Here is a 12391-nt window from a genome sequence, read left to right as displayed (position 1 = left end):
TTAGTCGTTTTCAGACGCCGCGCGCCCGATCGGCATGGAATTGCAGGGTCCAGGCGTGGAAACGGTCCTCGTCCAGTGCCTCGCGCATCTGGCGCATGATGTCCAGGTAGTAGTGCAGGTTGTGGATGGTGTTCAGGCGGGCGCCGAGGATTTCCTGGGTGCGGTTCAGATGATGCAGGTAGGCGCGCGAGAAGTTGCGGCAGGCGTAGCAGGCGCAGGTGCTGTCCAGCGGTTCCTTGTCTTCCTTGTAACGGGCGTTCTTGATTTTCACGTCGCCGAAGCGGGTGAAGATCCAGCCGTTGCGGGCGTTACGGGTAGGCATCACGCAATCGAACATGTCGACGCCGTTCGACACACCCGCCACCAGATCTTCCGGCGTGCCGACGCCCATCAGGTAGTGCGGCTTGTTGGCCGGCAGGCGCGGGCCGACGTGAGCCAGCATGCGCATCATGTCTTCCTTCGGCTCGCCGACGGACAGGCCGCCGATGGCGATGCCGGGGAAATCGATCTCTTCCAGGCCGGCCAGCGACTCGTCGCGCAGGTTCTCGAACATGCCGCCCTGGACGATGCCGAACAGCGCGTTCGGGTTTTCGCCGCGATGGAACTCGTCATGCGATCGTTGCGCCCAGCGCAAGGACATACGCATGGACTTTGCCGCCTCATCAAGAGTTGCCGGGCGGTTGTCGATTTCGTACGGGGTGCACTCGTCGAACTGCATGACGATGTCGGAGTTCAGCACGCGCTGGATCTGCATCGACACTTCCGGCGACAGGAACAGCTTGTCGCCGTTGATCGGCGAGTTGAAATGCACGCCCTCCTCGGTGATCTTGCGCATCGCGCCCAGCGAAAACACCTGGAAACCGCCGGAATCGGTCAGGATGGGCTTGTCCCAGCCCATGAAGTCGTGCAGGCCGCCGAACTTGGCCATGACGTCGTTGCCCGGTCGCAGCCACAGGTGGAAGGTGTTGCCCAGGATGATCTGCGCATCGATTTCCTTCAGTTCCAGCGGCGACATCGCCTTGACCGAACCGTAGGTGCCGACCGGCATGAAGATCGGGGTCTGGACCACGCCGTGGTTCAGTTTCACCTCGCCGCGGCGCGCCTTGGTCAGGCCGCTGCTGTCGGTCTTGTGTAGTTTAAATTCCAGCATATTGTTCCTTATTTTGCTCGTGCTTGCGTCGTCAGCAGCATGGCGTCGCCATAGCTGAAGAAACGGTATTCGTTGGCGATCGCATGGGCGTAGGCCTTGCGGATCTCTTCAAAACCGGCGAAGGCCGACACCAGCATCAGCAGGGTCGACTTCGGCAGGTGGAAATTGGTGATCAGGCGGGTGACCGTCTTGAACTGGTAGCCGGGCGTGATGAACAGCGCGGTGTCGGCGCTGCCCGCCTCCAGCTGGCCGCCCTGCGAGGCCGATTCCAGCGCGCGCAGGCTGGTGGTGCCGACAGCCACCACGTCGCGGCCGGCGGCGCGGGTGGCGCGCACGGCGTCCACGGTTTCCTGCGGCATGGTGTACCACTCGGTGTGCATCTTGTGCTCGGCCAGCACCTCGGCGCGCACCGGCTGGAAGGTGCCGGCGCCCACGTGCAGCGTGACATAGGCGAAGTTGACGCCCTTGGCTTTCAGCTCGGCCAGCAGTTTTTCGTCGAAGTGCAGGCCGGCGGTCGGCGCCGCCACGGCGCCCGGCACCTTGTTGAACACGGTCTGGTAGCGGGTTTCGTCGAACGAGTCGGCATCGTGCTCGATGTACGGCGGCAGCGGCAGGCGGCCGTGGGCCTCGATCAGGTCGAACACGTCGGCGTCGAAATGCAGCGTGTAGAACTCGCCGGCGCGCTCGCCGACGGTGACGTCGAAGGCGTCCGCCAGGCGGATCTTGACGCCGGGGCCGGGCGACTTGGAGGCGCGCACCTGTGCCAGCACGGTGCGGTTGTCCAGCACGCGCTCGACCAGCGCCTCGATCTTGCCGCCGCTTTCCTTGACGCCGAAGAAACGCGCCTTCAGCACGCGGGTGTCGTTCATCACCAGCAGGTCGCCGGGCTGCAGCAGGCCGACGATGTCGGCGAACTGGCGGTCGATGATCTGCTCGCCGTCCAGGTGCAGCAGGCGGGAGGCGCTGCGGTCGGGCAGCGGGAATTGCGCAATACGCTCTTGCGGCAAGTTAAAATCGAAATCGGAAAGCGAATACATTTGCGGACTTCTGGAAACTGTTGAAGAAAATACGGGTAGGCCCGATCGCGGTGCTAGCCTTACAATACCGGCGGCCAACCCTCTATTTTACGCTAGTGCCCGAAAAACGCTCCAAATATGCCTGTTTCAACGTCTAAACCCGTCAAGAAGACCGTCAGTCCCGAAGCCAAGCTGGCCAAGCTGGGCCTGCACACCGACATGGACCTGGTGCTGCACCTGCCGATGCGCTACGAGGACGAAACCCAGGTCATCACCATCGAGGAAGCCCGGCTGCACGGCGGCGAGACCTCGCAGGTCGAGGGCGTGGTGGTCAAGAACGAGATCAGCTACAAGCCGCGCAAGCAGCTGCTGGTGCACATCGCCGACGAAACGGGCGATCTGCAGCTGCGCTTCATGAATTTCTACGGCAGCCAGGTCAAGCAGCTGGCCGAGGGCACGCGGGTGCGCGCACGCGGCGAACTGAAACACGGCTTCTTCGGCGCCGAGATGGTGCACCCGGCTTACAAGATCGTCAACGAAGGCGCGCCGCTGCCCACTTCGCTGACGCCGGTGTATCCGTCGGGCGAAGGCTTGTCGCAGCCGATACTGCGACGCGCGATCGGCGACGCGATGAAGCGGATCGACTGGACCGACACCCTGCCGGCCGACTTGCGCGCCGAGATGCAGCTGTCCGACTTCGAGCCGGCGGTGAAGCTGCTGCACTATCCGCCGCAGCAGGTGGACGAGCACGCGCTGGCCGACCGCTCGCATCCGGCGTGGACGCGCATGAAGTTCGACGAACTGCTGGCGCAGCAGCTGTCGCTGAAGCGCGCGCAGCGTGCGCGGCGCTCCAAGGGCGCGGCGGCGCTGAAGAAGATCGGCGCGTTGTCGGAACGCTTCCAGGCGGCGCTGCCGTTCAATCTGACGGGCGCGCAGCAACGCGTGCTGAACGAGATCCGCGCCGACCTGCGCCATCCGTATCCGATGCAGCGGTTGCTGCAGGGCGACGTCGGCAGCGGCAAGACGGTGGTGTCGGCGCTGGCCGCCGCGCAGGCGATCGACAGCGGCTTCCAGGCCGCGCTGATGGCGCCGACCGAAATCCTGGCCGACCAGCACTTCCGCAAGATCGCCGCGTGGATGGAACCGCTGGGCGTCAAGGTCGCGTGGCTGACGGGCAGTTTGAAGAAGAAGGAAAAGCTGGCCGCGTATGCGCTGATCGAATCGGGCGAGGCGCAGCTGGTGATCGGCACCCACGCGCTGATCCAGGAGGCGGTGCTGTTCGCCAACCTGGGGCTGGTGATCGTCGACGAGCAGCATCGCTTCGGCGTCGGCCAGCGCCTGACCTTGCGCAACAAGGGCAACGAAGGCGCCGTTCCGCACCAGTTGATGATGTCGGCCACGCCGATCCCGCGCACGCTGGCGATGACCTACTACGCCGACCTGGAAGTGTCGGTGATCGACGAACTGCCGCCTGGCCGCACGCCCATCGTCACGCGCGCGATCGACCAGAACCGCCGCGACGAAGTGATCGAGCGGGTGCATGCGGCCGCGCTGGAAGGCCGGCAGGTCTACTGGGTCTGTCCGCTGATCGAGGAATCGGAAGCGCTGCAGCTGCAAACCGCCACCGACACCCACGCGCTGCTGGCCGAAGCGCTGCCGGACCTGAACGTGGGGCTGGTGCACGGCCGCCTGAAGCCGGCCGAAAAGCAGGTCATCATGGACGCCTTCAGCGCCAACGAGATGCAGGTGCTGGTGGCCACCACAGTGATCGAGGTGGGCGTGGACGTGCCGAATGCGTCGCTGATGGTGATCGAGCATGCGGAGCGTTTCGGCCTGTCGCAGCTGCACCAGCTGCGCGGACGGGTGGGACGAGGATCGGCGGCGTCGGTATGCCTGCTGCTGTATCAAAGCCCGCTGGGCGGCGTCGCCAAGCGGCGCCTGATGACGATGCGCGAAACCACGGACGGTTTCGAGATCGCCCGCCGCGACCTGGAGATCCGGGGCCCCGGCGAATTTCTCGGCGCGCGCCAATCGGGGCAGGCGATGCTGCGCTTCGCCGACCTGGAAACGGACGGCTGGCTGGTCGACCAGGCGCGCGATGTGGCCCACGACCTACTCCACGCCAACACCCCTGAAAAAGCCGCAACGGTGGAAGCCCACCTGGCCCGCTGGCTCGGCGGCCGCGAGGAATTCCTCAAAGTCTAAACCCGGGGTCAGATCCGATATTTGGACACGAGCCCTGCCGTAATGACCATTACGGCAGGGCTCGTGTCCAAATATCGGATCTGACCCCGGATTAAAAGCACAGGTAGATGCGGTTGGCGAGGTCGAGCATGAAGCCTGGGCTCAGGTAGGCCATGAACACCAGCGCCAGCACCAGCGCGCCGGCGGCGTATGCTGCCACGCGTGCCGGCCGCAGCTTCATGCCGGCTTCAACTCGCCGCGTACCAGCGGCTTCTCGTTGATCGGCAGGTTGGCCAGCGCCGCCATCAGCCCCAGTCCGATCGCTATGCCCCACACCGCGTCATAGCTGCCCAGTTTGGTGAACAGATACCCGCCCAGCCATACGCCGATAAAACTGCCCAGCTGGTGCGAGAAGAACACCATGCCCGCCAGCATAGCCATGTGCTTGACGCCGAACACGCCCGCGATGATGCCGTTCGTCAGCGGCACCGTCGACAGCCACAGGAAACCGATCGCCGCCGCGAACACATACACCGATGCCGGCGACAACGGCGCCAGCAGGAACAAGGTGATCACGATGGACCGCGACAGGTAGATGCCCGACAGCAGATAGCGCTTGGGCATGCGGCCTCCCAGCTTGCCGGCATAGTAGGAGCCGACGATGTTGAACAAGCCTATCAGCGCCAGCGCCATCACCGCCACATTCGGATTGGCCAGGCCCTTGTCGCGCAGATAGGCCGGCATGTGCACGCCGATGAACACCAGCTGGAAGCCGCACACGAAATAGCCGGCCACCAGCAGCAGGAAGGAGCGGTTGCCCAGCGCCTCGCTCATCGCTTCGCCTATGCTTTGCTGCGGGCCGTGGCCATGCTCCACCGCCGGCTCGCGCAGGAAGAACGACATCGGTACCATCGCCACCACCACCAGCCCGGCCAGCAGATAAAACGCGTGCTGCCAGCCGATCGCGGATATCAGCTGCTGCTCGACCGGCATCATCAGGAACTGGCCGAACGAACTGCAGGCGCCCGATACGCCGAACGCCCATGACCGCTTTTCCATCGGCGCCACGCGGCCGATGATGCCGCTGACCGCGCCGAACGCGGTACACGCCAGCCCGAGGCCGACAAAGACGCCGGAGCCCATGACGAACAAGGTCGGGTTGGTGACCAGCGCCATCCAGATCAAGCCCGCCATGTAGCTGACCGCGCCCACCAGCACCACGCGCATGGTGCCGAAGCGGTCGGCCGCCATGCCGGCGAAAGGTCCGAACACGCCCCACAGCAGGTTTTGCATGGCCATCGCCAGCGAGTAGGTTTCGCGCGTCCAGCCGTTGGCCTGCGAGATGGGTTGCAGCCAGAAGCCGAAGCCGTGGCGCACGCCCATCGCCAACGTCAGCACGACGCCGCTGGCCAGCAGCACGGTTTTCAGGGAGGGAGCGCGGGTGGCGATGAACATGGCAGGTCCTGGTTATCGAAACGACATCCGACGATTCTACCTAGTTCCCGCCACCCGCGCTTGGAGGGCTATCGGTCGGCGCTGTAACTCAGGCCGATCTGCGAGCGGATCTCGTCCAGCGTGCCCATGATGGACAGCGTTTCCTCGTGCGGCATGACCGGGCTTTCGATCAGGCCGGCGCGGATGCAACGGCCCACTTCCTGCGCTTCATGCGTATAGCCGTTGCCGCTGCGGGGCAGGTTCAGCGTACGCTCGCTGCGCGAGGTGCCGTCCACCAGCGTGATGGTGATGGTCTCGGCGTTGTGGAAGCGGTCGTGCAGGCGCACGAAGCCCTTGGTGCCGGAGATCGTCAGTTCGGTCGGCGTGCGCGCGCGCAGGCTGCAGGCGCACGACGAGACGCCGCCGTCCTTGTGCGACAGCGTGAACGCGGTCTGCATGTCGACGCCGGTGGCGGCCATCTCGGACTGCGCCTTCACGGCGGTGACCGCGCCAAGGAAGAACGAGGACATCGACAGCGGATAAATCCCCAGGTCCAGCAGCGCGCCGCCGCCCAGCTCCGGATTGAACAGGCGATGCTCCGGGCCGACGTCGGCGGTAAAGCCGAAATCGGCGCTGACATGGGCCGGCACGCCGATCTCGCCGCTGTCGACGATGCGCTTGGCCTCGACCACGGCCGGCATGAAGCGGGTCCACATCGCCTCCATCACGAACAGTTTTTTGGCGCGCGCCAGGTTGATGATGTCCTCGGCCTGGCGGCGGTTCATCGTGAACGACTTCTCTACCAGCACCGCCTTGCCGCCATTGAGGCACATCAGCGCGTTCTCGTGGTGCATGGGGTGCGGCGTGCCGATGTAGATGACATCGACGTCGGGATCGTCCGCCAGCGCCTGGTAACTGCCGTGGAATCGGTCCGCGCCAAACTCGGCGCCGAATTTGGTAGCGCTATCTACGGTGCGCGAAGCAACCGCGACCAGTTTTGCATCAGGCGTGTCCTGCAATGCGGTGGCGAAGGCCTTGGCGATCTTGCCCGTGCCCAGTATGCCCCAGCGAATTACCTGCGTCATGGCGTGCTCTTTCTGCCGCGTCGGCGGCGAAGTCGGTTAAAAAAGACTATTTTACTGCCGTTGGCCGCTTGGGGCGGAACACCGTTGCGTCGTTATAGAAATCGTCGTCCTGGTCCGGCCACCAGCCCGGCACGCCCAGCGCCTGCATCGGCGTGAAGTCGGCGGTGCTGAGGCCATGCCCGGCCAGCTCCTGCGCCACGCGCTCGTCCAGCCAGCGGCGGCGTGCGTCGTGGTCCATGGCGAAGAAGTCGTCGCCCGCCACCACCACCCGGGTGTGCGCGGTGATCGCCTTGCGCGGCGCCACCAGCTTTTCCATCAGCGCGTGGCCGAACAGCCAGACCTGCGCGTCCGGCCCGAAGCTGGCGCGCCGCTCGATGAAGGCCTCGCGCCATTGATGGTCACGCAGCGCCGCCGTCAGCGCCTGGCCCGCGGCGCAGTCGCGCACCACCAGCAGGGCGGCGTTTTCGTCGAAGATGGTGGCGCCGTCGCGCGCCGGGCCGCGCGATTTGCCCACGCCGTCCAGCGCTATCTGCGCCGCCTGCAGGGCGTTCAGTTGCACTTTGATGCGGGGGAAACTCAGCCAGACAAGGCCGTTGAAGAAGTCATGCAGGTTGTCGCGCGTGGGCACGCCGCCGGTCGCTCCAATGAACGCTTCGTAGGCGGTACCGTCAGGCAGCGCCTCCTGCGGCACGAACGACAGCGGCAGGCCCTGGTGGTTGCGCAGGCCCAGCGCCGCGGCCTGCGCGTTGAAGCTGTCGCGGAAGTGCGCATCCGCCGTCAATTGGCCGGCCGCCGTCCGTACCGATTCGTACCAGGGACGCGACCAGTCGATTGCCTGCAGCACTGCTTATACCATTTTCCAGTTGATGGTTTCGCCGGCGTTGAGCGGCACTACCTGCTGGTCCGCCAGCGGCAGCGTTTCCGGCAGCGTCCACTGCTCGCGCTTGAGCGTGATGGTGTCGGTATTGCGCGGCAGGCCGTAGAAGGCCGGGCCGTTGAAGCTGGCGAAGGCTTCCAGCTTGTCCAGCGCGCCGGCGCGTTCGAAGGCTTCGGCATACAGCTCCATCGCGTGCAGCGCGGTGTAGCAGCCGGCGCAGCCGCAGGCGGCTTCCTTGGCGCCCTGCGCGTGCGGCGCGGAGTCGGTGCCGAGGAAGAAGCGTTCGTCGCCGCTGGTGGCGGCGGTGACCAGCGCCAGGCGGTGTTCCTCGCGCTTCAGCACCGGCAGGCAGTAGTAGTGGGGACGGATGCCGCCCTTGAAGATGTCGTTGCGGTTGTACAGCAAGTGATGCGCGGTGATGGTCGCTGCGATCGGGCCTTCGGCTTCGGCCACGTACTGCGCCGCGTGCTTGGTGGTGATGTGTTCAAAGACGATGTTCAGCGCCGGGAAGTCGCGGCGCAGCGGACGCATCACGCGTTCGATGAAGACGGCCTCGCGGTCGAACAGGTCGATGTCCTGGTCGGTGACTTCGCCGTGGACCAGGAAAGGCATGCCCACTTCCTGCATCATTTCCAGCGTCTTGTAGCAGTTGGACAGGTCGGTCACGCCGGCGTCCGAATTGGTGGTGGCGCCGGCCGGATACAGCTTGACCGCGTGGACGATGCCGCTTTCCTGAGCGCGCAGGATTTCGTCCGGCGGCGTGTTGTTGGTCAGGTAGAGCGTCATCAGCGGCTCGAATTTCATCCCTGCCGGCAGCGCCGCCACGATGCGGTTGCGATAGGCCTCGGCGGCGGCGGTGGTGGTCACCGGCGGTTTCAGGTTGGGCATCACGATGGCGCGGGCGAACTGGCGGGCACTGTGCGGCAGCACGCTGGCCAGCGTGGCGCCGTCGCGCAGGTGCAGGTGCCAGTCGTCTGGACGGGCGATGGTGATGCTGTCTGGGGTGTGTTCGAGGTCGGACATGGCGGCTGGCTTTCAGGCTATCAATGGCGAATACCGCCATTTTACCCTCTTGCGCTGGTCGCTTGACAGTGCGTACGTTAAAGCGTACGTTTTAACCTCAACCGAGGGAGTTTCCATGGATACCATCTCAGCCAGCGACGCGCGTGCACGGCTCTACAACCTGATCGACGAGACAGCGGCCAGCCACGTGCCGATTACCATCACTGGCAAGCGGAACAACGCGGTGCTGGTTTCCGCCGAAGATTGGACGGCGATACAGGAAACGCTGTACCTGCTGTCCGTGCCTGGAATGCGCGAGTCCATCATGGCGGCTCGTGAGGAGCCCCTCGATGGCAGCGACAAGGAATTGATCTGGTGAGCTGGCAGCTGGTGTACTCCCACCAAGCCCAGAAAGACGCAAAGAAGGTAGCCGCGGCCGGAATGAAGAAGCAAGCGCAGGCACTGCTCGACTTGCTGGCCGACGATCCCTTCGCCCGGCCGCCGCCTTTTGAAAAGCTGGTCGGCGACCTGGCGGGCGCCTACTCGCGCAGGATCAACATACATCACCGCCTCGTCTATGAGGTTTTTCCGGATCAGCACATCGTTCGCATCCTGCGCATGTGGACGCATTACGCTTGACATCATTTGTCAGAAGCGGACCACCGTCTTGCCGGCGCCGTGGCCGGTTTTGTTGCGCTCGATGGCGTCTACGGCCTGTTCTGCAGTGACGACTTCGGAGATCACCGCGGTCAGTTCACCGCTCGCGACTTGCGCCGCGATCCGTGCCAGCAGTTCGCCATTCTGCTGCAGGGCGAACCAACTGCCGCGACGTCCCGCAGGCACACGCGCGGCGATGTCCGGCGCGGCGGTGCTGATGATACGGCCTTGCGGCGACAGCACCTGCCACGAGCGGTCCAGCGTTTCGCCGCCCACCAGATCGAACACCAGGTCGACGATATCGACCAGCTCCTCGAAACGTGTGGTCTTATAGTCGATCACTTCATCGGCACCGAGACGGCGCAGCAAGTCTGCATTGCGGCTTTGCGCCGTGACCAGCACACGGGCGCCTGCCTGCTTCGCAAACTGCACCGCGTAGCTGCCGACGCCACCCGCCGCGCCATGGATCAGCACCGTCTCTCCGCGCTGCAGCTTGCCCGCGTCGAAAAGCGCCTGCCACGCCGTCATGGCCGCGACCGGGATCGCGGCCGCGGTCGCGTCGTCGATCACCGCGGGCGTCGGCACCAGCTTTGACGCGGCGAGCGCAACGTGCCGTGCATAGGCGCCAACGCCGCCCAGCGCACCGAAGACGCGCGAACCGATCGCATGACCTGTCACGCCCTCGCCCACGGCCACCACCTCGCCGGCCAGTTCAATGCCCAGCGTGGCGGGCAGGGGCAGCTTGAACACGTCCTTGACCAGGCCGTCGCGGATTTTCCAATCAAGACCGTTGACGCCTGCAGCGGCCACCCGCACCAGCACCTCGCCCGGCGCCGCTTGCGGCATCGGCACTTCATCCCACTGCATCACCTCCGTGCCGCCGTAGGCATGGATGCGCAACGCGCGGTTCGATTCGCTGTCGGCCAGCGCCGGATAGTCGATATAGCCCTGCGCGCCCGGCGCGTAGAACAGGGCCGGGTTCGGCGTGTTCAGCTGGGCATTCAGCGCAAAGCGGCGCGGCAGATCCGGGTTGGCGAGGAACGCGCTGCCATATGCCACCGCGTCGGCTTCGCCTGCCGCGATGCGCTGCTCGCCTGTTTCGCGGGTCTGGCCGGCGCCCAGGATATAAGTCCCGTTGAACAGCGGGCGCAATGCGCCGTGGTAGTCGTACTCCGCCTTGAACGTGGCCACATGCAGATAGGCCAGGCCAAGCGCCGCCAGTTGCCGCACCAGATAGGTGTAGGTCTCGACCGGCGATTCATCCTTGATGTCGTTGAAGCCCATCTCCGGCGAGATCTTGATGCCGACCCGGTCACTGCCCGCCTCCAGGATCATCGCATCGAGCACCTCCAGGATGAAGCGTGCGCGGTTCGGAATCGAACCACCGTACTGGTCGCCGCGCTGGTTGGTGCCGGACGACAGGAACTGCTCCGGCAGATAACCCGACGCCGCATGCAGCTCGACGCCGTCGAAGCCCGCCTCCAGCGCACGGCGCGCCGCCAGTCGGTATTCGGCGACGACGCCCGCCACTTCCGAGGTTTCCAGCGCACGCGGCGTCACAAAGTCCGCCAGGCCGCTGGCGGTGTAAGCCTGCCCGGCCGCCTTGATGGCCGACGGCGCCACCGGCTGCGCGCCGCCAGGCAGCATGCTCGGATGCGAGATGCGGCCGGTGTGCATCACTTGCAGGAAGATGCGGCCGCCTTCGGCATGCACCGCGTCCGTCACCAGCTTCCAGGCGGCGACCTGCGCATCGGAGTAAATGCCCGGCGTACGCACGTAACCCTTGCCCATCGCGCTGGGGGAGGTGCCTTCGGTGACGATCAAGCCTGCGCTGGCGCGCTGGCGGTAGTAGGTGACGGCCAGCTCGGACTGCACACCGTCGTCGTCGTTGGCGCGCGAACGGGTCATGGGCGCCATGACCATGCGGTTGCGCAGGGTGTGACGGCCGATTTGTACTGCTGTCGATAAGGTGTTCATGGAAAGCCTCGCTAAGTGAGTGAATGTGCAGCCATCATCCATTGATTCACTCTTGGGATAAATAGCTTAAAATGAAATCACTGATCCACCCATGGAGCAATCAAAATGTCACTGTTATCAAGCATGGAGCTGTTCGTGGCGGTCGCCAACGCCAGGGGCTTCCGCAAGGCGGCCGACATGCTGGACATGCCCAATTCGACGCTGTCGCGCCGCATCTCCGACCTGGAAAAGGAAATCGGCGTGCGCCTGTTTCACCGCTCCACGCGCAAGGTGGAGTTGACCGAGGCCGGCCAGGCTTACTTCCGCCGCTGCGAGAGCATAGTCGCGGAGGCACGCATCGCCCATGAATCGCTGCTCGAACTGGCGGAGCGTCCCAGCGGAACGCTGCGGGTATCGATGCCGGTGGACCTGGCGATCACCTACCTTTCCCCCATGCTGAAGGCGTTCGGTGAACAATACCCGTTGATCGATTTCGAGATGGACCTGACGCCGCGCCGCGTCGACCTGGTGACCGATGGCTTCGACTGCGCGATCCGCATGGGCGCGCCGCCGCCGACGCCGTCCACGCTGATCGCCAGGCAGGTCGGCCTGCTGCCGCGCTACCTGTATGCGTCACCGGCTTACCTGCGCGGCGCGCCGCCGCTCAGGCATCCGGACGATCTGCGGCACCATCAGTGTTTGATCGGGGCCGGCACCGGAAAACAAGCCCAGTGGACGCTGACGTCCCGCAAGAAGAGCGTGACCACGGCCGTCTCCGGCCGCTACACCTGCAACAACGTCAGCATGACGCGGACGCTGGCCGCGCTGGGCCTGGGCATCGCCGTGTCCGCCGGCCCCCAGGCGCGCGAGGACATGGAACGCGGCGACTTGCAGCGCGTGCTGCCGGAGTGGGATTTCGCGCCGATACCGGTCTACGCGATCATCGAATCGCGCCTGATCCCGTCGCGGGTGCGGCTGTTCATCGACTTCGTCCAGGCCAGCCTGAAAGGCTACTCCTCGCCGCCATAGG

The 12391-nt window shown here is 65.1% G+C and carries 12 protein-coding genes; 4 read left to right on the top strand and 8 right to left on the bottom strand.

Annotated features, from left to right (window positions below; translation table 11 throughout):
- Window positions 1-10: 10 nt before the first annotated feature.
- Both tgt and queA read right to left on the bottom strand, forming a co-directional pair.
- Complete coding sequence (gene tgt, locus ACCD07_RS12460; protein WP_353404420.1) at window positions 11-1150, bottom strand: tRNA guanosine(34) transglycosylase Tgt; 1140 nt, start codon at window positions 1148-1150, stop codon at window positions 11-13.
- Between the two features lie 8 nt (window positions 1151-1158).
- The gene (gene queA / locus ACCD07_RS12455; protein ID WP_413447509.1) at window positions 1159-2187 is read right to left on the bottom strand and encodes a tRNA preQ1(34) S-adenosylmethionine ribosyltransferase-isomerase QueA; all 1029 of its coding nucleotides are present in this window, start codon (window positions 2185-2187) and stop codon (window positions 1159-1161) included.
- 117 nt (window positions 2188-2304) lie between these two features.
- Between queA and recG the strand changes: the two genes are divergently transcribed.
- Window positions 2305-4371: an ATP-dependent DNA helicase RecG gene (gene recG, locus ACCD07_RS12450; protein WP_413447508.1), complete on the top strand. Its 2067-nt coding sequence runs from the start codon at window positions 2305-2307 to the stop codon at window positions 4369-4371.
- Between the two features lie 91 nt (window positions 4372-4462).
- On the opposite strand, the gene ACCD07_RS12445 is transcribed toward recG, so the two are convergent.
- The 5 genes from ACCD07_RS12445 to pyrC form a co-directional block, all read right to left on the bottom strand.
- The gene (locus tag ACCD07_RS12445) at window positions 4463-4591 is read right to left on the bottom strand and encodes a hypothetical protein (RefSeq protein ID WP_413447507.1); all 129 of its coding nucleotides are present in this window, start codon (window positions 4589-4591) and stop codon (window positions 4463-4465) included.
- Window positions 4588-5805 carry an MFS transporter gene (locus ACCD07_RS12440; RefSeq protein ID WP_413447506.1) on the bottom strand — a complete coding sequence of 406 codons (1218 nt, stop codon included), beginning with the start codon at window positions 5803-5805 and terminating at the stop codon, window positions 4588-4590. Before ACCD07_RS12440 ends, ACCD07_RS12445 begins: the two co-directional genes overlap by 4 nt.
- 68 nt (window positions 5806-5873) lie before the next feature.
- Complete coding sequence (locus ACCD07_RS12435) at window positions 5874-6869, bottom strand: Gfo/Idh/MocA family protein (protein WP_413447505.1); 996 nt, start codon at window positions 6867-6869, stop codon at window positions 5874-5876.
- 46 nt (window positions 6870-6915) lie between these two features.
- Window positions 6916-7713 carry a DUF3025 domain-containing protein gene (locus ACCD07_RS12430; protein WP_413447504.1) on the bottom strand — a complete coding sequence of 266 codons (798 nt, stop codon included), beginning with the start codon at window positions 7711-7713 and terminating at the stop codon, window positions 6916-6918.
- A 3-nt stretch (window positions 7714-7716) separates the two neighbouring features.
- On the bottom strand, window positions 7717-8769 hold the full coding sequence (pyrC, locus tag ACCD07_RS12425) for a dihydroorotase (protein WP_176655796.1): 1053 nt from the start codon (window positions 8767-8769) through the stop codon (window positions 7717-7719).
- A 115-nt stretch (window positions 8770-8884) separates the two neighbouring features.
- Here pyrC and ACCD07_RS12420 point away from each other — a divergent pair, with 115 nt between their 5' ends.
- Window positions 8885-9127 (top strand): type II toxin-antitoxin system Phd/YefM family antitoxin, encoded by a 243-nt coding sequence (locus tag ACCD07_RS12420; protein WP_413447503.1) that lies wholly within the window; start codon window positions 8885-8887, stop codon window positions 9125-9127.
- Entirely contained in the window at window positions 9124-9387 is a 264-nt protein-coding gene (locus ACCD07_RS12415) for a Txe/YoeB family addiction module toxin (protein WP_413447502.1), read from the top strand. Before ACCD07_RS12420 ends, ACCD07_RS12415 begins: the two co-directional genes overlap by 4 nt.
- Window positions 9388-9396: 9 nt before the next feature.
- On the opposite strand, the gene ACCD07_RS12410 is transcribed toward ACCD07_RS12415, so the two are convergent.
- The gene (locus tag ACCD07_RS12410) at window positions 9397-11382 is read right to left on the bottom strand and encodes a zinc-binding dehydrogenase (protein ID WP_413447501.1); all 1986 of its coding nucleotides are present in this window, start codon (window positions 11380-11382) and stop codon (window positions 9397-9399) included.
- 105 nt (window positions 11383-11487) lie between these two features.
- On the opposite strand from ACCD07_RS12410, the gene ACCD07_RS12405 reads away from it, so the two are divergent.
- The gene (locus ACCD07_RS12405; RefSeq protein WP_413447500.1) at window positions 11488-12390 is read left to right on the top strand and encodes a LysR substrate-binding domain-containing protein; all 903 of its coding nucleotides are present in this window, start codon (window positions 11488-11490) and stop codon (window positions 12388-12390) included.
- Window position 12391: the final 1 nt, after the last annotated feature.

This window comes from Duganella sp. Dugasp56 (assembly GCF_047304105.1).
Lineage (GTDB): Bacteria > Pseudomonadota > Gammaproteobacteria > Burkholderiales > Burkholderiaceae_D > Rugamonas > Rugamonas hordei.
This window is presented reverse-complemented; position numbering and strand designations above follow the sequence as displayed.